The sequence below is a fragment of the Kitasatospora sp. NPDC101108 genome, from assembly GCF_055584725.1.
Genome location: NZ_JBVJLM010000034.1, coordinates 1 through 18841 on the forward strand (window position 1 = coordinate 1; position 18841 = coordinate 18841).

Consider the following 18841-nt stretch of genomic DNA (forward strand, 5'->3'; position numbering starts at 1 on the left):
GACAGACTGCCACCGGCCACCCCCCCCCCACCCACAGAGTGGGCAGTCCCAAAATCACCCAGCCCCCGGAGCGCCCACCCCCGGAACCGCCCCCGGCGTCACCCACCCTCCCGAGAGCCCCCCGAAAAGCCCGAAGGCCCCCACCGGTCAATCCGGCAAAGGCCTCCGTCCCTGCTCCAGCAATCCCCTCAGCGGTGATCCAGCGCCGGATTGACCGTCACCTCAACCCGCTGGAACTCCTTCAGCTCCGTGTACCCCGTGGTAGCCATGGCCCGCCGCAGCGCCCCGAACAGGTTCATCGTCCCGTCCGGCGTGTGCGACGGCCCCGTCAGGATCTCCTCCGTGGTGCCGACCGTCCCGAGGTCCACCCGCTTCCCGCGCGGCAGCTCCTCGTGGACGGCCTCCATCCCCCAGTGGAACCCCTTGCCCGGAGCATCCGTGGCCCGGGCCAGCGCAGCGCCGATCATCACCGCGTCCGCGCCGCAGGCCACCGCCTTCGGGATGTCGCCGCTGTACCCGACCCCACCGTCCGCGATCACGTGCACGTAGCGCCCACCGGACTCGTCCATGTAGTCGCGCCGCGCCGCCGCCACGTCCGCGACCGCGGTCGCCATCGGCACCTGGATGCCCAGCACGTTGCGGGTGGTGTGGGCCGCCCCGCCACCGAACCCGACCAGCACGCCGGCCGCGCCGGTCCGCATCAGGTGCAGCGCGGCGGTGTACGTGGCGCAACCGCCGACGATCACCGGGACGTCCAGCTCGTAGATGAACTGCTTGAGGTTGAGCGGCTCGGCGGCGCTGGAGACGTGCTCGGCCGAGACGGTGGTGCCGCGGATGACGAAGACGTCGACCCCGGCGTCCACGACGGCCTTGGAGAACTCGGCGGTGCGCTGCGGCGAGAGCGCGGCGGCGGTGACCACGCCGGAGTCGCGGACCTCCTGGATCCGCTGCTTGATCAGCTCGGCGCGGATCGGCGCGGCGTAGATCTCCTGCAGCCGGCGGGTCGCGCCGGCCTGGTCGGTGATCGAGGCGATCTCGTCCAGCAGCGGCTGCGGGTCCTCGTAGCGGGTCCAGAGGCCTTCGAGGTTCAGCACGCCCAGGCCGCCGAGGCGGCCGATGGCGATGGCCTGCTGCGGCGAGACCACGCTGTCCATGGGGGCGGCCAGGAACGGCAGCTCGAAGCGGTAGGCGTCGATCTGCCAGGCGATCGAGACCTCCTTCGGGTCACGCGTACGGCGGCTGGGGACGACGGCGATGTCGTCGAAGGCGTACGCCCGGCGGCCGCGCTTGCCTCGCCCGATCTCGATCTCAGTCACTTCGAGCCCTTCTGGTTTGTTGCTCATGCCCGCCGGGTCACCCCGGCCGACCCCAGTATCCCGTACTACCGCCGGCAACGCCCCGACGGCCCACGCCCCGGACGGACGGGGGCCCGCCGCTGCGGTGCAGCGACGGGCCCCTCGGATGTCCGGCCGATCGGTGGCTCAGCGGGCCGAGTAGTTCGGCGCCTCGACGGTCATCTGGATGTCGTGCGGGTGGCTCTCCTTGAGGCCGGCCGAGGTGATCCGGACGAAGCGGCCCTTGCTCTCCATCTCGGCGATGGTGCCGGCGCCGACGTAGCCCATGGTCTGGCGCAGGCCGCCGACCAGCTGGTGCAGCACGGCGGACAGCGGGCCGCGGTACTGGACCTGGCCCTCGATGCCCTCGGGGACGAGCTTGTCGTCCGAGGCGACCTCGGCCTGGAAGTAGCGGTCCTTGGAGTAGGAGCGGCCCTGGCCGCGGGACTGCATGGCGCCCAGCGAGCCCATGCCGCGGTAGGACTTGAACTGCTTGCCGTTGATGAACAGCAGCTCGCCCGGGGACTCCTCGCAGCCGGCCAGCAGCGAGCCCAGCATCACGGTGTCGGCACCGGCGGCCAGCGCCTTGCCGATGTCGCCGGAGTACTGCAGGCCGCCGTCGCCGATGACCGGCACGCCGGCCGCCCGGCAGGCCTGGGCGGCCTCGTAGATGGCGGTGATCTGCGGGACGCCGATGCCGGCGACGACGCGGGTGGTGCAGATGGAGCCGGGGCCGACGCCGACCTTGACGCCGTCCACACCGGCGTCGATCAGCGCCTGGGCGCCGTCCCGGGTGGCGACGTTGCCGCCGACCACGTCGACCCGGACGGCCGACTTGATCTTCTCGATCCAGGCCAGCGCGTTGTGGCTGTGGCCGTGCGAGGTGTCGACGACCAGGAAGTCCACGCCCGCCTCGACCAGGGCCTGGGCCCGGTCGAAGGCCTCGGCGCTGGCGCCGACGGCGGCGCCGACCAGCAGACGGCCCTCGGCGTCCTTGGCGGCGTTCGGGTACTGCTCGGCCTTGACGAAGTCCTTGACGGTGATGAGGCCCTTGATCCGGCCCTCGTCGTCGACCAGCGGAAGCTTCTCGATCTTGTGACGGCGCAGCAGCGCCATCGCGTCCTCGCCCGAGATGCCGACCTTGCCGGTGATCAGCGGCATCGGGGTCATGATCTCGCGAACCTGGCGGCTGCGGTCCGACTCGAAGGCCATGTCACGGTTGGTGACGATGCCGAGCAGCTTGCCGGCCTCGTCGGCGATCGGCACGCCGGAGATGCGGAACTTGGCGCACAGCGCGTCGGCCTCGGCCAGCGTGGTGTCCGGGCCGACCGTGATCGGGTCGGTGACCATGCCGGACTCGGAGCGCTTCACCAGGTCGACCTGGTTGGCCTGGTCCTCGACCGAGAGATTGCGGTGCAGCACGCCGACGCCGCCCTGACGGGCCATCGCGATGGCCATCCGGGCCTCGGTGACCTTGTCCATCGCCGCGGACAGCAGCGGGATGTTGACGCGGACGTTCCGGGAGACCCGGGAGGAGGTGTCGACCTGGTTCGGCAGCACCTCGGAGGCCCCGGGCAGCAGCAGGACGTCATCGAACGTGAGCCCGAGCATGGCGAACTTCTCGGGTACGCCTGCGGCGTTGTAAGACATTTGGGGAGTACCTTCCGTGGCCGGCCTAATCCGCTCGCGCCCAGAGGGAGGGGCGCGTTGATCGCTCACTCGCGCAGACCGCCGAAAGCCGGGTGGCTTGGAGGAACCTCCAAAGGAACCGCCTCCGCACCCGCGAAACTTTGGCAACCTGCCCAGGCGCCGATACCCCATGGTACTGGCATCGCGAATGTGCCCTCGTGCGCCCTTGACAACAAGGACCCCCGCACCCCCATTCCGCCCGCCGGGACCGCGCCGGCCTGCGCCTTCCGCCCGGAAGGCTCAGGAGGACTCCTCCGCGAGCGCCCGCAGCCGGCTGAGCGCCCGGTGCTGGGCCACCCGGACGGCCCCCGGCGACATCCCGAGCACCTCGCCGGTCTCCTCCGCCGACAGTCCGGCGGCCACCCGCAGCAGCACCAGTTCGCGCTGACGGGCCGGCAGGTTGGAGAGCAGTTCCTTGGCCCAGGCCGCGTCGCTGCTGAGCAGCGCCTGCTCCTCCGGGCCGAGCGCCTCGTCCGGCACCTCCGGCAGGTCGTCCTGCGGCACCACGGTCGAGCCGGGTCCGCGCATCGCGGCCCGCTGCAGGTCGGCGATCTTGTGCGCGGCGATGCCGTAGACGAAGGCCTCGAACGGCCGCCCCTGGTCCTTGTACCGGGGCAGCGCGCACAGCACGGCGACGCAGACCTCCTGGGCCACGTCGTCCACGTGGTGCCGGGCCCCGCCGGGCAGCCGGACCAGCTTGGCGCGGCAGTACCGCAGCGCGAGCGGGTGGACGTAGGCGAGCAGCGCGTCGATGGCCGGGCCCTCGCCGCGCACGGCGGCCGCGACCAGTTCGCCGACCAGGGGCGAGCCTCCCGTGCCGAGCACCGGCGGGCGCCCCGGACCGACCTCGGCGCCGGGGCCGGGGGATTCCGCGTACGACGGATCGTGGCCCGGGTCGGAGGGCTCGGCCTCCCCCGGGTCCGCCTGGCCGGCCACACCGGCGACATCGTCGCGCATCGGTCCATGGTGCCTGGTCGACCGGGAAAACGCGGCACCGCGTCCGGAGTTGTGCACCGGAACGTTATGCGCTGCGGCGCCGTGCGGCGTGCCGCGCACCACCGGCCCCTCCTGCACCGTGCCGCCTCCCGCCCCGCCGCCGTGGGTGGTCCCGTCCGTCGCGCCGTCCGCCGAGTGTCCTGCGGCTGCGTGGTTCGCCGCAGTGCCTGTCCGCTGGTCCCCGAGGTGCTCCACTCCTCCATGGTGCAACCTCGGGACCGTAACGTCACACGCCTGTGCGGCCCCCGTTCCGGAATTCGACGGCGGCGCGCCGCGGCCGGCGGCGGCGGCGGTGGTCAGCGGACCAGGCCCCAGCGGAAACCCAGCGCCACCGCGTGGGCGCGGTCGGAGGCCCCGAGCTTCTTGAACAGCCGTCGGGCGTGGGTCTTCACGGTGTCCTCGGACAGGAACAGCTCGCGCCCGATCTCGGCGTTGCTGCGTCCGTGGCTCATACCCTCCAGCACCTGGATCTCACGTGCCGTCAGGGTCGGCGCCGCGCCCATGTCGGGGCTGCGCAGCCGGCGCGGGGCGAGCCGCCACGTCGGGTCGGCGAGCGCCTGGGTGACGGTGGCCCGCAGTTCGGCGCGCGAGGCGTCCTTGTGCAGGTACCCGCGGGCGCCCGCGGCCACCGCGAGCGCGACGCCGTCGAGGTCCTCGGCGACGGTGAGCATGATGATCCGGGCGCCCGGGTCGGCGGACAGCAGCCGCCGGACGGTCTCGACCCCGCCGAGGCCGGGCATCCGGACGTCCATCAGGACGAGATCGGAGCGGTCGGCCACCCAGCGGCGGAGGACCTCCTCCCCGTTCGTCGCGGTGGTGACCCGGTCCACACCGGGTACGGTCGCGACGGCGCGGCGAAGCGCCTCGCGGGCGAGCGGGGAATCGTCGCAAACGAGAACGGAAGTCATGACCGTCGTCCTCCGCAGCTGATCCGCGTCACGTTGAGCCTCCTGGCTGGTACGAACCTCTCCGACACGGCCGATCGGCGACAGACTTCGTACTGATCGCCCCGACTTGCCCGCGATCGTTCCCGACGTCCGGCGCCCGCTAACCGCCTCCGCACTTCCAACGACCGTCACTCGAATGAGTTACGGCCTTCAGGGCATCTCCACCACTGTACGTGGCCAACCCATTACCGATCAGCCGCATCGCGGTGCACACGCCGCACTTTTGCGCAGCTCGCGCGCGGTCGGCGTACGACCCGCACACCGGTGCGGCGTGTCGCGCGCCCCCCGGGCCACCCGATTGCCACGCCCGGGCCCAACGAAAACCCTTGCCCACTTTGCCCGTTTTTATAGCTTTCGTATGGTCATTGACTGTTGTGCCAGTGTGTGGGTGACTTGTCCATGGAGTTGCCTTAAGTCATATTTCCAGGTGTCCACACCAGTGCGGGACGCCCCGCCGGGCACCGCTCGGCAGCAGCCCGCCGAAGAGCCCGGCTGCCGCCGACCGCCTCTGAAGGGAATGAGCCATGGCAGATTTCTCCCGTCTCCCCGGTCCCAACGCGGACCTCTGGGACTGGCAGCTCTCGGCAGCCTGCCGCGGCGTGGACAGCTCGCTCTTCTTCCACCCCGAGGGCGAGCGCGGGGCGGCGCGCAGTTCGCGCGAGGCCAGCGCCAAGGAGGTGTGCATGCGCTGCCCGGTGATCGCGGAGTGCGCCGCGCACGCCCTGGCGGTCCGTGAGCCGTACGGCGTCTGGGGCGGGATGACGGAGGACGAGCGCGAGGAGATGCTGGGCCGCTCGCGGCACCGCCTGGTGGAGGTCCCGCTGACCCCGCCGGCGGTCGCGCACCGCTAGACCCGCATCCGCGGCGCGCCGTGGAGAAACGTTTCTTCGCGGCGCCTCAGGCCGCTGCTGCGTCGGCCGGGGGCACCGGGGCCGCCGTCGCCGACCGTCAGCGGTCGGCCGCCGCGCCCGCCAGCCGCTCCTGCATCAGCGCGACGGCCGGGACCTCGGCCAGGTCCGGCAGGGTCAGCGCCACCACCTGGCGCACCGCCGGCACCCCGGAGGCCGTCCGCACCGGCACCGTCGACACGCCGTCAGGACGCACCGACTGCAGGGCCAGCCGGGGCAGCACCGCCACCCCGAGTCCGGCCGCCACCAGGCCGACCACCGCCGGGTAGTCGTCGGTCGCGAAGTCGATCCGGGGCTCGAAGCCGGCCCCCGCGCACAGCTCCACCAGGTGCCCCCGGCACTGCGGGCAGCCGGCGATCCACTGCTCCCCCGCCAGTTCGGCCAGCCCCACCGGACCGCCCCGCCCGGCCAGCGGGTGGCCGGCGGGCAGCAGGCCCACCAGCGGGTCGTCCAGCAGGGGGGTCACCACCAGGTCGGACCAGTCGGTCCCGGCCGACAGCTGCTGCGCCTCCAGGTTCGCCTCGGCCCGCGCCTCCCGCGGCGAGCCGTGCACGGGCCCGGGCGCCGCGGCCGCGCCGTCGGACTGCGGGTAGCGGAAGGCCAGGGCGATCTCGCACTCGCCGCCGCGCAGCATCGCCAGCGACTCCGGCGGCTCGGCCTCGACCAGCGACACGCGCACCCCCGGATGGCTGTCCCGCAGGCGGGCGACCGCGGGCGGCACCAGGGTGGAACTCGCGGTCGGGAAGGAGACCAGCCGCACCCGGCCGGCCCGCAGCCCGGCGATCGCGGCGACCTCCTCCTCGGCGGCCGAGAGCCCGGCCAGGATTCCGGTGGCATGCTTGAGCAGGACGCGCCCGGCCTCGCTGAGCTGCATCCCGCGGCCCGAGCGGACCACCAGCGGGGTGTCCACCGACTTCTCCAGGGCCTTCATCTGCTGGCTGATGGCAGGCTGCGTACACCCCAGCTCGCGGGCGGCGGCGGAGAAGGAGCCGGTGCGGGCGACGGCACGCAGGACGCGCAGATGGCGGGCCTCGATCATGCCTCAGTTATAAGGCAATCTTTGCATTCTGCAAAATTCTACTGATAGTTGAAGCCTGGAGGACCCGCCCTGCACGGCCGGAGGCCCGGCCCGCTGCCCCTCGCGGGGTGGCGGACCGGGCCTCCGGTCAGGCGTTCGGCGTCAGTGCGAGTGGCCGTGGCCGCCGTGCGAGTGACCGGCCTCGGCCTCCTCCTCCTTCTTCTCCACCACGAGGGTCTCGGTGGTGAGGAGCAGGGAGGCGATCGAGGCGGCGTTCTCCAGGGCGGAGCGGGTGACCTTGACCGGGTCGATGACGCCGGCCTTCACCAGGTCGCCGTACTCGCCGGTGGCGGCGTTGTAGCCCTGGCCGATCTCCAGCTCGGAGACCTTGGAGGTGATGACGTAGCCCTCCAGGCCGGCGTTCTGGGCGATCCAGCGCAGCGGCTCGTGCAGCGCCTTGCGGACCACGGCGACACCGGTGGCCTCGTCACCCGACAGGCCCAGGCCGTCGTTCAGCACCTTGGCGGCGTGGACCAGGGAGGCGCCACCACCGGCGACGATGCCCTCCTCGACCGCGGCGCGGGTCGCCGAGATGGCGTCCTCCAGGCGGTGCTTGCGCTCCTTCAGCTCCACCTCGGTGGCGGCGCCGACCTTGATGACGCAGACGCCGCCGGCCAGCTTGGCCAGGCGCTCCTGCAGCTTCTCGCGGTCCCAGTCGGAGTCGGTCGCGGCGATCTCGCCCTTGATCTGGGCGACGCGGCCGGCCACGGCCTCGGAGTCACCGGCACCGTCGACGATGGTGGTGTCGTCCTTGGTGATGGTCACGCGGCGGGCGGTGCCCAGCACGTCCAGACCGGCCTGGTCGAGCTTGAGGCCGACCTCCTCGGAGATGACCGTGCCGCCGGTCAGGACGGCCAGGTCGCCGAGGATCGCCTTGCGGCGGTCGCCGAAGCCCGGGGCCTTGACGGCGACGGCGTTGAAGGTGCCGCGGATCTTGTTCACGACCAGGGTCGACAGCGCCTCGCCGTCGACGTCCTCGGCGATGATCAGCAGCGGCTTCGAGGCACCGCTCTGCAGGATCTTCTCCAGCAGCGGCAGCAGCTCCTGGATGGAGGAGATCTTGCCCTGGTTGATCAGGATGTAGGGGTCCTCCAGGACCGCTTCCTGACGCTCCGCGTCGGTGACGAAGTACGGCGACAGGTAGCCCTTGTCGAACTGCATGCCCTCGGTGAAGTCCAGCTCCACGCCGAAGGTGTTCGACTCCTCGACGGTGATGACACCGTCCTTGCCGACCTTGTCGATCGCCTCGGCGATCAGCTCGCCGACCTGGGCGTCCTGCGCGGAGAGGGACGCGACGGCGGCGACGTCGTCCTTGCCCTCGATCTCGCGGGCGACGGACAGCAGGTGCTCGGAGACGGCGGCGACGGCCTTGTCGATGCCCTTCTTCAGGGCGGCCGGGCCGGCACCGGCGGCGACGTTGCGCAGACCCTCGTTGACCAGGGCCTGGGCCAGCACGGTGGCGGTGGTGGTGCCGTCACCCGCGACGTCGTTGGTCTTGGTGGCGACCTCCTTGACGAGCTGCGCGCCAAGGTTCTCGTACGGGTCGTCCAGCTCGACCTCACGGGCGATGGTGACACCGTCGTTGGTGATGGTCGGGGCGCCGAACTTCTTGTCGATGACGACGTTGCGGCCCTTGGGACCGATGGTCACCTTGACGGTGTCGGCCAGCTTGTTGACACCGCGCTCCAGCGAGCGGCGGGCGTCCTCGTCGAACTGCAGGATCTTCGCCATGTTCCCTATTCCCTCGGGGCTGCGGCCGGCCGACCGGCCGCCGAACTACGTGAACCAACAACCACGCCCCGGGCCCCTGTCACTTGGGACACGGATCCGGGGCGGGTCGGAACGTCTTACTTCTCGGTGCTGTTACTTCTCGATGATGGCGAGAACGTCACGAGCCGAGAGGACGAGGTACTCCTCGCCCTGGTACTTCACCTCGGTGCCGCCGTACTTCGAGTACAGGACGATGTCACCGACGGCGACGTCGAGCGGCAGACGCTGGCCGTCCTCGAAGCGGCCCGGGCCGACGGCCAGGACGACGCCCTCCTGGGGCTTCTCCTTGGCGGTGTCCGGGATAACCAGGCCGGAGGCCGTGGTGGTCTCGGCGTCGAGCGGCTGGACCACGATGCGGTCCTCGAGCGGCTTGATGGCAACCTTGCTGCTGGTGGTCACGTCCGAGCTCCCCTTCGGAGATTACGGGGTTTTCTAACGGGTAGGGGCGAACCTGCGGGCCTGCCGTCGCGGGGGTCAGACACACGTCTTCGCGTTAGCACTCCCCTACTGGGGAGTGCCAAGGACGACCATAGGCTGCCGTTAGCACTCCGTCAACCAGAGTGCCAACGGCGCGCCCGGCGGACTCGGGTAGCGGATGAGTAGCCGTACTCATGTGCGGGCCGCGGGCCCGCGGCAAGACTCCTGACATGACATCGATTCCGCTGCGCGTCGGCCCGTCCCGGCTCAAGGACGTGTCCCTCGCCCTGCTGGCAGTGCCCCTGCTCGGCGTCGTGCTCCCGTTCGCCGTCTTCTACCTCACCCTCTGCCTCGGCAGCGGTGCCGGCTCCGGGGACGACGGGGACGGGCGCATCTGGGCCTTCCTGGGCATCGGGATGATCGCCGGCCCGGTGGCCGCCCTCGCGGCGAGCGTCGTCGTGGCCGTGCGCAGCTGGCGGTCCGGCTACCGGTTCCTGACGGTCGCCGCCGTGATCTCGGCGTTCACGCCCGCGGTCACCGCCTCGGGTGTCCTGTGGCGCTGAGCCGGGCCGAGGACGCTCCTGCGCGTCCGCGGTTGCACTGGGCGGTGGACCTGCTGGTGGGCGCGGTGGCGATGGTGTCGCTGGTGGTGGCGGCCGTCCTGGCGTTGCTGCTCTGGCTGATCGACTGACCGGCGAGAATGAACTCGTGGACACCGAGAACCTCCAGCCCCTGCTGACCCCCGAGGGCCAGGCCCTGCTCGCCGAGCTGCGCGAGTTCGCCCCCGAGGAGGAGCTGGCCCTGGCCACCCGGCTGCGGCGGGAGCACCCGGCGGAGCTGGTGTCGGCGGCGTTCGGCCAGGCGCGGCTGCGGCAGCGGGCGCGGGCGAAGTTCGGGGCGGACGCCGACCTGATGTACTTCACGCCCAACGGCGTCGAGCAGTCCACCCGGCGCAGCGTGGCCGAGTGGCGGGCGCGCCGCTTCGCCGGGTTGGGCGTACGGCGGCTGGCGGACCTGTGCTGCGGCATCGGCGGGGACGTGCTGGCGCTGGCCCGGGCCGGGATCGAGGTGCTGGCCGTCGACAGGGACCCGGCGGCCTGCGCCGCCACCGCCGCCAACGCCGCCGCGCTGGGCCTGGCCGACCTGGTCGAGGTGGTCTGCGCGGACGTCGCCGAGGTGGACGTGACCGGCTACGACGCGGTGTTCACCGACCCGGCCCGGCGCACCTCGCGCGGCCGGGTGTTCGACCCGGAGGCGTACGCCCCGCCGCTCTCCTGGGCGATCGAGGCCGGACGGCGGACCCCGATCGGCGCCCTGAAGGTCGCCCCGGGCATCCCGCACGAGGCCGTTCCGGCGGACGCCGAGGCCGAGTGGGTGTCCGACCACGGGGACGTCAAGGAGGCGGTGCTCTGGTTCGGCACCGGGGCGGACCGCCCGCACCGCGCCACCCTGCTGCCGCAGGCCGCCAGCCTGACCGGCGGCGACCTGCCCGACCCGCCGGCCGGCCCGGTCGGGCGGTACCTGTACGAGCCGGACGGCGCGGTGATCCGGGCCCACCTGGTGGCGGAGGTGGCCGAGCAGGTCGGCGGCCGGCTGATCGACCCGAAGATCGCCTACCTGACCTCGGACCGGCTGGTCGCCACCCCGTACGCGCACGCCTTCGAGCTCACCGACGTGCTGCCCTTCCACATCAAGAAGCTGAAGGCGCTGCTGCGCGAGCGCGGGGTCGGCACGGTGGTGATCAAGAAGCGCGGGATGGCGATCACCCCGGAGGAGCTGCGCCGTCAGCTGAAGCCCTCCGGACCGACCACCGTCACGGTGATCCTCAGCCGCACCGACAACGGGCCGCTGATGATGCTGGGACAGCCGGTGCGGACGCCTCAGGAGGCCGGCGGCTGGATGTAGTCGTCCAGCCGGGCCACCGAGAAGCCCTGCTCCTGGATCCGGGCCAGCAGGTCCGCGAACATCTGGGTCATCGTGGCGCCCTTGAGCTCCTTGGGGCCGCGGAAGTGCGCCAGGATGATGTCGCCGGGCTTCAGCTTCTTGTCGCCCGCCTGGTACTGCATGTCGTGGATCTGCATCGACTCGCGCCAGAGCACGATCGCGCGCGGACCGCACTGCTGCACCGAGGTGTTGAGCGTCGGGGTGTTGGCGCCGTCGCCGAACGGCGGGCGGAACAGCAGCGGGGCGGTGCCGTACTGCTGGGTGAGCGCGGCCTGGTCCTCGCAGATCTCGGACTTCTGCTTGTCCGGCGGGAGCTTGCTCATCACCGGGTGGGTGACGGTGTGGTTCTGGATGTGGTTGCCGAGGGCCTGGAGCGGCTTGAAGTAGCCGTAGTCGTTCTTGACGATGTCCTTGGTCAGGAACATCGTGATCGGCACCTTGAGGTCGGTCAGCATCTCGACGAACTTCGGGTCCTTCTCGGCGCCGTCGTCGATGGTGATGAAGACGACCTTGTCGGTGGTCTTCACGTCGCTGAACACCGGTACGGCGCCGGTGCGTTCGAGCTTGACGGGCTTGTCGGCGGGCGGCGCGGGGGCCGGGGCCAGCGGCTTGAGGTTCCACTTCGCCCAGGCCGCGGCGTCGCCCTCGGCCGGGGCCGCGCCGGGCGTGGTGGCCGCGGCGCCCGGCGTGCCGCCACCGCCGGGCGGCTGGGACGCCGCCGACGCGGCCCCGGTCCCGGCCGGTGCGGCGGTGCCGCCGCCGTTGTCGCCGCAGGCGGTGGTGAAGGCCAGCAGCGCCAGCGCCCCCGCCGCGTACGCCCTGGTCCTGGTCCTGCTCCGCCCGTCCCTGTTCACCGCACCGCGCTCCCGGTCCCGTCCAGCTTTCTCTCAGCTATGCACGGTAGCGGCCGTCGCGCGGTTCCCGGCCACGACCTACTCGACGTGCTCGCTGGTGAAGGACCAGCGGTGCACCGGGCGGCCCAACAGCTCGGCCGGCGGGTCGGCGACCGGCACGGGTTCGCCCTGCCACCAGGTGATCAGCAGGACCCGCTCGCCGGGCGCGGAGAACAGCTCGGTCCGGGTCAGCCCGGCCGCGCCGCGCAGCGCGGGCAGCGCGGACTCCCGCACCCAGGCGGCGAGTTCGGCCGCCCGGCCGTCCGCCGCCCGGGCCTCCCACATCGCGGCGACCGTCACGCGGCGCCGCCGCCGAGGGCGTCGTAGGCCTGACCGTGGAAATGGGTGTGCGGCACGTGGACGTCGGTGACGGGCAGCGAGGAGTCCGCCGACAGGTCGAAGGCGGAGGGGGTGCGGTCCCGCCACACCATCTCGGAGCCCAGCGCCGCCACCATCGCGCCGTTGTCGGTGCACAGGCCCGGCCGGGGCACCCGCAGCCGGATCCCGGCCCGGTCGCAGCGCTGCTGGGCCATCTCGCGCAGCCGGGAGTTGGCCGCGACGCCGCCGCCGATCATCAGGTGGTCGACGCCGTTGTCCTTGCACGCCTTGACGGCCTTGCGGGTGAGCACGTCGGTGACCGCCTCCTGGAAGGAGGCGGCGACGTCCGCGATCGGCACCTCCTCGCCGGCCCGGCGCCTGGCCTCCACCCAGCGGGCCACGGCGGTCTTCAGGCCGGAGAAGGAGAAGTCGTACTCGGGGTCGTTCTTCCCGGTCAGTCCGCGCGGGAAGTTGATCGCCTTCGGGTCGCCCTCGCGGGCCGTCCGGTCGACGATCGGGCCGCCCGGGAAGCCCAGACCGAGCACCCGGGCGACCTTGTCGAAGGCCTCGCCGGCCGCGTCGTCGATGGTCGCGCCGAGCGGACGGACGTCCGTGGTGATGTCCTCGCTGAGCAGCAGCGAGGAGTGCCCGCCGGAGACCAGCAGGGCCATCGTGGGCGAGGGCAGCCGGCCGTGCTCCAGCTGGTCGACGCAGATGTGCGAGGCGAGGTGGTTGACCCCGTACAGCGGCTTGTCCAGCGCCCAGGCGTACGCCTTCGCCGCGCTGACGCCGACCAGCAGCGCACCCGCCAGGCCGGGGCCGGCGGTGACGGCGATGCCGTCCAGGTCGCCGGCCTTGACCCCGGCGGTGTCCAGGGCGCGCTGGATGGTCGGGACCATCGCCTCCAGGTGGGCGCGGCTGGCGATCTCCGGGACGACGCCGCCGAAGCGGGCGTGGTCGTTGACGCTGGAGGCGACCGCGTCGGCCAGCAGCGTGGTGCCGCGCACGATGCCGACGCCGGTCTCGTCGCAGGAGGTCTCGATGCCGAGGACGAGCGGTTCGTCAGCCATGGGGGGTGTCCTCAATGTCCTTCGGGTCGGTGCTGTCGGTGCTGTCGGTGCTGGGGTGTTCGAGGCGCATCACCAGCGCGTCGATGCCGGCGGGCTGGTAGTAGCCGCGCCGGATGCCCACCGGTTCGAATCCGTGGCGCTCGTACAGCCGCTGGGCGCGCTGGTTGTCCACCCGCACCTCCAGCAGGAGGTCGGCGCAGCCCCGGCGGGCGGCCTCGTGGATCAGGTCGGTGAGCAGCGCCGTGCCGAGGCCGGCGCCCTGGTGGCGCTCGTCGACGGCGATGGTCTGGACGTCTCCCTCGTCGGCGACCGTCATCAGACCGGCGTAGCCGACGATCGTGCCGTCCGCGGCGGTGGCGACCGAGTAGTGGCGGGTGCCGCCCGGGTGGGCCTCGGCGAGCTCGGACCAGAACATCCCGTGGGACCAGGCGTCCTCGGGGAACAGCCTGCGCTCCAGGTCCATCACCGGCTCGATGTCCCACCAGCGCATCGGGCGCAGGGTGGTGCCGTGGTTCACGCCGGGAGCACCGCCTTGCCCCCCAGAACCGTCTTGTAGCCGGCCGGGACCTGGGCGTCCGGGCGGCGCAGGTACAGCGGCACGTTCGGCAGCAGCTCGCGCCCGGCGGCCAGCTCGGCGGCGGCGAAGCCGGCCAGGGCGCCGGCCGAGACGTGCTCGGGGCCCTGCGCGCCCGGGAAGGCCTCGGGGTAGAGCAGCGCGCCGGCGCCGACCGAGCGGGCCGCGGGCGTCAGCTCGGCCGGGCGGTCCACGCCGGGGCCCTCGGTGCGGCCGCCGTCGGCGTCGTAGGAGGCCCAGTAGACCTCCTTGCGGCGCGCGTCGGTGGCGACGGTGAACGGCTGCCCGGCCAGGCCCTCGGCGCGGGCCTGGAAGGCGATCGCGTCCAGGGTGCAGACGCCGTGCACCGGCACGCCGAGCGCGTGGCCGAGCGCGGCGGCGGTCACCAGGCCGACCCGCAGGCCGGTGTACGGGCCGGGGCCGACGCCGACCGCGATCCCGGTGAGCCGGTGCTTGTCCGCACCGGCGGCCCGCAGGACCTGGTCGATCGCGGGCAGCAGCAGTTCGCCGTGGCGCCTGGCGTCGACCTGGTGGGTCTCGGCGAGGACCGCGGTGCCGTCGTGGACGGCGGCGGTGACGGCGGGGGTAGCGGTGTCGAACGCGAGCAGCAGCACGGGGTCAAGGTTAGACCGACGTTGGGCCGACCGGCCGATCGAGCTGGTGTCCCCCTCCGGAACACACGTGCCAGGGCGCTGCCGACCGGCCGGGGGGACCTGGCACGATTAGGGCGGTACGAACAGCGGACGGCGGCGGGAGCGGGCACGTGGCGAAGATGGGTCCTGGAGTGGTGGTCACGGGGCTGACCCTGGGGGCCCTGGCGGTGGTGAGCCTGCTGGCCTTCCAGGCCAACGGCGCCCAGGACCGCGCGGGCGGAGCCCGTCCGACCGTCGCCTCGACGACCACCGGCCCGGCCGCCTCCGCGACGCCGAGCGCTTCCGCGACCCCGACCGTCCCGCCGCTGCCGGCCTCCTCGGGCAGCGGCACCCGGGTGGTCTACTCGGCCGGCAGCCACTTCGTCTGGCTGGTCGACCCGAAGAAGAACCCGCAGGTCGCGGCCGCCTTCCCGGTCACCCCGGGGTCGCTGGAGCCCACCCCGGGCAGCTACTCGGTGTACAGCCGCACCGCGGCCGGCACGGGTACGGACGGCCGGAAGATCGAGCACGTGGTGCGCTTCGCCCAGCAGAACGGCGTGGTGTTCGGCTTCGGCGCGGCCCTGGACGACGCGCCCCCGACCGCCGACCCGAAGGCCAAGACCGGTGGCATCCGCAGCAGCCGCGCCGACGGCCAGCTGCTCTGGGACTTCGCCTCGAACGGCACCAAGGTGGTCGTGGTCGCCTGAGCCCGGCCCCGCCGCCCGTACGACGGGCGGCAGGCGGGGCGGGTGCCGTGCGAAGCGGGTGCCGTGCGGGGCGGGTGCTACGCGGCCCGGGGCCTCTCCGCCTCGGGCTCCTCGGCCTGCCGGGGCCGCGGTTCGGGCGGGGTGGACACCGCCTCGGCGGCCGCGCAGGCGGCCAGCAGCGCCCGCATCGGCTCACCCGCGGCGCGGTGGGCGGACTCTCCGGCCCCGGTGGTGCGCGCGGCGCGCTCCGGGGCGGGGGTGGTGCTCGACATGGCGCCTCCCTAGTTAGGCAGACCTAACCGCAGCACCCATCCCACCACGCCCGGCACCCCGCCCGCAACACCTTGCCGACAGCCTGTCGGCAAAACGGTGGAACCCGATCGACCGGCGCCGGACAGGCCTCAGGCCAGCTCCGCCAGCTCCACGCCCGCCCAGCGCTCCCCGAGGCCGGTCAGCACCACCCGGCGCGGATCGTGGTCCTCCCCGGCGGTGTCGCCGATCGCCCTCTCGATCCGCACCTCCAGCCGGTCCTCGGACAGCCGCTCGACCTTGCCCTCGCCCCACTCGACCACGATCACCGACTCCGGCAGCGAGACGTCCAGGTCGAGGTCCTCCATCTCGTCCAGGTCCCCGCCCAGCCGGTACGCGTCCACGTGCACCAGAGCCGGGCCGCCGACCAGCGAGGGATGCACCCGGGCGATCACGAAGGTCGGCGAGGTCACCGCCCCGCGGACCTGCAGCCCCTCCCCCAGGCCCCGGGTCAGCGTGGTCTTCCCCGCTCCCAGCTCGCCGGAGAGCAGCACCAGGTCCCCCGGCCGCAGCAGCGCGGCCAGCTCCCGGCCGAGCCGGCCCATCCGCTCCGGGGTGGGGACGGTGAGAGTGGCGTGCGAGCCCATGCGCGTGTCTTGCCCTTCGGTCGTCCGTAACGGCGAGCCGAACACCGGCCGCCACCGCTACCGTGCCACACCGGCTCACCCCGCCGCGGCGGGCGGGGGGCTCAGACGGGGTCGACGGCCGGATCCTGCGCCGCCGCGCCCCCGACACCGTCCACGGGCGGCTCCTCGGCGAGCGCGAGGACGGCCGGGGACAGCGGCGCGGCACCGGCGAAATCGGCGGCGCGGCGCAGCAGCAGCGCCAGCTCGCGGTCGACCGGCTCCGGGCGCTCCAGCAGCACCAGGTGCCCGGCCCCCTCGACCAGCACGAGCTCGGCGCCCGGCAGCCGCTCGGCCATCGCCTCGCTGTGCGCCGACGGGGTCAGCAGGTCCTTCGTCCCGGCCAGCACCAGGGCCGGCAGGCCGCGCAGGGCCGCCAGCGCCTCGTACTTCTCGTGGGCGCCGAACACCGGGTAGAACTCGGCGACCACGTCGATCGGGGTGGCGTCCAGCAGCTGTTCGGCGAAGCGCACCACGCCGGGATCGACGTCCCGCCCCCCGAAGGAGAACTTCCGGTAGAACACGGCGGCGACGTCCGAACCGATCCGCCGGCTCGCCTCCACCAGCTCGACCTGACGGCCCAGCAGCTTCACCACGCCGGGCGCGACCCGCTTGAACAGCTTGGCCCCGACCGTCGGCAGACCGAGGCTCACCTCGTTCCAGTCCCCCGCCAGGGTGCCCACCAGCGCGACCCCGGCGACGCGCTCCCGGAACAGCTCCGGGTGCTGGTCGGCCAGCGCCATCACCGTCATGCCGCCCATCGAGTGGCCCACCAGCACCAGCGGCCCGGTCGGCGCGACGGCGTCGATCACCGCCTTGAGGTCGCCGCCCAGCTGGTCGATCCCGGCCGGCTCGCCCGCCAGGTACGAGCGGGAGCGCTCGGAGCGGCCGTGGCTGCGCTGGTCCCAGAAGACCAGCCGCAGGCCCTCGCGCAGCGCCGCCCGCTGGAAGTGCCAGCTGTCCTGGTTGAGGCAGTAGCCGTGGCTGAACACCACGGTCAGCGGCTCGGCGCGGCCACCCGCCCGCTCGCCCCCGCCGTCCGGCTCGTCCCAGCCCGTACCGTCCAGCTCGACGTACAGCTCGGTGCCGTCCGGCGCGGCCACCGTCCGCGGGAGCCCGCGCAGCGAGCCGTACGGGGCCGCCGCCTCCAGTTCGGCCCGGGCCCGGCGGCGCATCGCCCGGCCGACCGTCAGCCGCTCCATCGCCACGCCCGCGGCCGCGCCGGCCGCCAGCACACCGACCGAGATCCCGATCAGACCGGCCCGGCTCACCCCGGTGCCGGCCGCGCCGGCCGCCTTGGCCACCGCCGCCACCGGGCTGGTCCCGTCCGGTGCCCCGGTCATGCCGTGCGGCTCCCGTCGTGGCTGCCGCCCAGGTAGCGGCGGGGCACCCGGGCGCCGATCCGGGTGATGATCTCGTACGAGATGGAGCCGCTGGCGCGGGCCCAGTCCTCGGCGGTCGGCTCACCGCGTTCGCCGTTGCCGAACAGCAGCACCTCGTCGCCGACCTCGGGGGTGTCGCCGCCCAGGTCCACCACGAACTGGTCCATCGCCACCCGGCCGGCCACCGTGCGCCACTTGCCGCCGATCTGCACCGGGCCGGTGCCGCTGGCGTGCCGCGGCACGCCGTCGCCGTAGCCGACCGGGACCAGGCCGAGCGTGGTCGGGCCGGGCGTCACGTAGTGGTGGCCGTAGCTGACCCCGTGGCCGCCGGGCACGTGCTTGACCAGCGCCAGCCGGGCCGTCAGCGCCATCACCGGGCGCAGCCCGAAGTCGGCCGGCGAGCCCACCTCCGGCACCGGCGACAGCCCGTACGCGGCCAGCCCGGTGCGGACCAGGTCGAAGTGCGACTCGGGCAGCAGCAGGGTGGCCGGGGAGTTCGCGAGGTGCCGGACCTCGGGGCGCAGCCCGGCGGCCTCGGCGTGCGCCAGCGCGGCGCGGAAGGAGTCCAGCTGGGCCCGGATCGACGGGTGGCCGGGCTCGTCGGCGGCGGCGAAGTGCGACCAGACTCCGACGGCCTTCAGCAGCCCCTCGGACTCGGCCCGCCGCACCTCGGCCACCAGCTGCGGCCAGTCGTGCGGCTGGCAGCCGTTGCGGCCGAGGCCGGTGTCGGCCTTCAGGTGCACGCGCGCCGGGATGCCGGTCTCCCGAACGGCCGTCAGCAGCTCCTCCAGCGCCCACTGCCCGCTGACCGAGATGTCCAGGTCCGCGCGCAGCGCCTCGCGCCACGGCCCGCCGGGCGTCCACAGCCAGCACAGGATCCGGGCCTGCTCGGGGCGGATGCCCGCGGCCCGCAGGGCCAGGGCCTCGTCGGGCGTCGCGCAGCCGAGCCAGCCGACCCCGTTCGCGACCGCCTCGCGGGCACACTCGACCGCGCCGTGGCCATAGGCGTCCGCCTTGACCGCGAGCATCACCGCCGCGCTCCCGACGCGCTCCCGCAGGGTGGCGAGGTTGCCGCGCAGGGCGGCGAGATCGATGGTCGCCTCGGCCCGTACGCCGTCGGTGAGGGTGGCCGTGCCGGTCGTGTTCGCAGTTGTCATCAGGGTCAGTCTCCCAGACGTCCCGGAGTCCTCGCCGAACGGCCCGTCGGCGCGGCGATCGGCACCGCGTCCTCCGCCACCCCGCCGACCTGC

General features: G+C 73.3%; 21 protein-coding genes. 5 read left to right on the forward strand and 16 right to left on the reverse strand.

What is annotated here, in order from left to right:
• Positions 1-188 precede the first annotated feature (188 nt).
• The 4 genes from ACZ6Z8_RS36815 to ACZ6Z8_RS36830 all read right to left on the reverse strand — a co-directional run bounded on the left by ACZ6Z8_RS36815 (position 189) and on the right by ACZ6Z8_RS36830 (position 4927).
• Complete coding sequence (locus ACZ6Z8_RS36815) at positions 189-1316, reverse strand: GuaB3 family IMP dehydrogenase-related protein (protein WP_465614363.1); 1128 nt, start codon at positions 1314-1316, stop codon at positions 189-191.
• A 165-nt stretch (positions 1317-1481) separates the two neighbouring features.
• On the reverse strand, positions 1482-2984 hold the full coding sequence (gene guaB, locus ACZ6Z8_RS36820) for an IMP dehydrogenase (protein ID WP_380418054.1): 1503 nt from the start codon (positions 2982-2984) through the stop codon (positions 1482-1484).
• Positions 2985-3263: 279 nt separating this feature from the next.
• On the reverse strand, positions 3264-3980 hold the full coding sequence (locus ACZ6Z8_RS36825; RefSeq protein ID WP_465614364.1) for a sigma-70 family RNA polymerase sigma factor: 717 nt from the start codon (positions 3978-3980) through the stop codon (positions 3264-3266).
• A 335-nt stretch (positions 3981-4315) separates the two neighbouring features.
• On the reverse strand, positions 4316-4927 hold the full coding sequence (locus ACZ6Z8_RS36830; RefSeq protein ID WP_014136228.1) for a response regulator transcription factor: 612 nt from the start codon (positions 4925-4927) through the stop codon (positions 4316-4318).
• Positions 4928-5490: 563 nt separating this feature from the next.
• On the opposite strand from ACZ6Z8_RS36830, the gene ACZ6Z8_RS36835 reads away from it, so the two are divergent.
• A complete protein-coding gene (locus ACZ6Z8_RS36835) occupies positions 5491-5817 on the forward strand; it encodes a WhiB family transcriptional regulator (protein ID WP_030232562.1) in 327 nt (108 codons plus the stop codon).
• A gap of 97 nt (positions 5818-5914) precedes the next feature.
• Here the strand turns inward: ACZ6Z8_RS36835 and ACZ6Z8_RS36840 are convergent, their stop codons facing one another.
• From ACZ6Z8_RS36840 to groES, 3 genes are all read right to left on the reverse strand, one after another.
• Positions 5915-6913, reverse strand: a complete 999-nt coding sequence (locus ACZ6Z8_RS36840) for a LysR family transcriptional regulator (protein WP_465614365.1) — start codon at positions 6911-6913, stop codon at positions 5915-5917.
• A 141-nt stretch (positions 6914-7054) separates the two neighbouring features.
• On the reverse strand, positions 7055-8683 hold the full coding sequence (groL, locus tag ACZ6Z8_RS36845; RefSeq protein WP_402812683.1) for a chaperonin GroEL: 1629 nt from the start codon (positions 8681-8683) through the stop codon (positions 7055-7057).
• Between the two features lie 132 nt (positions 8684-8815).
• Positions 8816-9121, reverse strand: coding sequence for a co-chaperone GroES (gene groES, locus ACZ6Z8_RS36850; RefSeq protein WP_014136232.1), 306 nt, complete (start codon positions 9119-9121; stop codon positions 8816-8818).
• A gap of 248 nt (positions 9122-9369) precedes the next feature.
• On the opposite strand from groES, the gene ACZ6Z8_RS36855 reads away from it, so the two are divergent.
• From ACZ6Z8_RS36855 to ACZ6Z8_RS36865, 3 genes are read left to right on the forward strand one after another with little or no spacing between them, the layout of a single operon-like run.
• A complete protein-coding gene (locus tag ACZ6Z8_RS36855; RefSeq protein ID WP_465614366.1) occupies positions 9370-9702 on the forward strand; it encodes a hypothetical protein in 333 nt (110 codons plus the stop codon).
• Positions 9693-9830, forward strand: coding sequence for a hypothetical protein (locus ACZ6Z8_RS36860; protein ID WP_465614367.1), 138 nt, complete (start codon positions 9693-9695; stop codon positions 9828-9830). Before ACZ6Z8_RS36855 ends, ACZ6Z8_RS36860 begins: the two co-directional genes overlap by 10 nt.
• 17 nt (positions 9831-9847) lie before the next feature.
• Complete coding sequence (locus tag ACZ6Z8_RS36865) at positions 9848-11044, forward strand: THUMP-like domain-containing protein (protein WP_465614368.1); 1197 nt, start codon at positions 9848-9850, stop codon at positions 11042-11044.
• Here the strand turns inward: ACZ6Z8_RS36865 and ACZ6Z8_RS36870 are convergent.
• From ACZ6Z8_RS36870 to tsaB, 5 genes are all read right to left on the reverse strand, one after another.
• Complete coding sequence (locus ACZ6Z8_RS36870) at positions 11020-11937, reverse strand: polysaccharide deacetylase family protein (RefSeq protein WP_465614369.1); 918 nt, start codon at positions 11935-11937, stop codon at positions 11020-11022. The two genes, ACZ6Z8_RS36865 and ACZ6Z8_RS36870, sit on opposite strands and share 25 nt — an antisense overlap.
• Positions 11938-12015: 78 nt before the next feature.
• Complete coding sequence (locus ACZ6Z8_RS36875) at positions 12016-12276, reverse strand: hypothetical protein (RefSeq protein WP_465614370.1); 261 nt, start codon at positions 12274-12276, stop codon at positions 12016-12018.
• Entirely contained in the window at positions 12273-13364 is a 1092-nt protein-coding gene (tsaD, locus tag ACZ6Z8_RS36880; RefSeq protein WP_465614371.1) for a tRNA (adenosine(37)-N6)-threonylcarbamoyltransferase complex transferase subunit TsaD, read from the reverse strand. Before tsaD ends, ACZ6Z8_RS36875 begins: the two co-directional genes overlap by 4 nt.
• On the reverse strand, positions 13357-13854 hold the full coding sequence (gene rimI, locus ACZ6Z8_RS36885) for a ribosomal protein S18-alanine N-acetyltransferase (protein WP_465614396.1): 498 nt from the start codon (positions 13852-13854) through the stop codon (positions 13357-13359). The genes tsaD and rimI overlap by 8 nt, the downstream gene beginning before the upstream one ends.
• A 23-nt stretch (positions 13855-13877) precedes the next feature.
• Positions 13878-14552: a tRNA (adenosine(37)-N6)-threonylcarbamoyltransferase complex dimerization subunit type 1 TsaB gene (gene tsaB, locus ACZ6Z8_RS36890; RefSeq protein WP_465614372.1), complete on the reverse strand. Its 675-nt coding sequence runs from the start codon at positions 14550-14552 to the stop codon at positions 13878-13880.
• Positions 14553-14710: 158 nt separating this feature from the next.
• Between tsaB and ACZ6Z8_RS36895 the strand changes: the two genes are divergently transcribed.
• The gene (locus tag ACZ6Z8_RS36895; RefSeq protein WP_465614397.1) at positions 14711-15277 is read left to right on the forward strand and encodes a hypothetical protein; all 567 of its coding nucleotides are present in this window, start codon (positions 14711-14713) and stop codon (positions 15275-15277) included.
• A gap of 77 nt (positions 15278-15354) precedes the next feature.
• On the opposite strand, the gene ACZ6Z8_RS36900 is transcribed toward ACZ6Z8_RS36895, so the two are convergent.
• The 4 genes from ACZ6Z8_RS36900 to alr all read right to left on the reverse strand — a co-directional run bounded on the left by ACZ6Z8_RS36900 (position 15355) and on the right by alr (position 18748).
• Positions 15355-15549 carry a hypothetical protein gene (locus tag ACZ6Z8_RS36900; protein ID WP_465614373.1) on the reverse strand — a complete coding sequence of 65 codons (195 nt, stop codon included), beginning with the start codon at positions 15547-15549 and terminating at the stop codon, positions 15355-15357.
• 129 nt (positions 15550-15678) lie between these two features.
• Positions 15679-16173 (reverse strand): tRNA (adenosine(37)-N6)-threonylcarbamoyltransferase complex ATPase subunit type 1 TsaE, encoded by a 495-nt coding sequence (gene tsaE / locus ACZ6Z8_RS36905; protein WP_465614374.1) that lies wholly within the window; start codon positions 16171-16173, stop codon positions 15679-15681.
• Positions 16174-16274: 101 nt separating this feature from the next.
• On the reverse strand, positions 16275-17552 hold the full coding sequence (locus ACZ6Z8_RS36910) for an alpha/beta fold hydrolase (RefSeq protein ID WP_465614375.1): 1278 nt from the start codon (positions 17550-17552) through the stop codon (positions 16275-16277).
• Positions 17549-18748 (reverse strand): alanine racemase, encoded by a 1200-nt coding sequence (gene alr / locus ACZ6Z8_RS36915; protein WP_465614376.1) that lies wholly within the window; start codon positions 18746-18748, stop codon positions 17549-17551. Before alr ends, ACZ6Z8_RS36910 begins: the two co-directional genes overlap by 4 nt.
• Between the last annotated feature and the right edge of the window lie 93 nt (positions 18749-18841).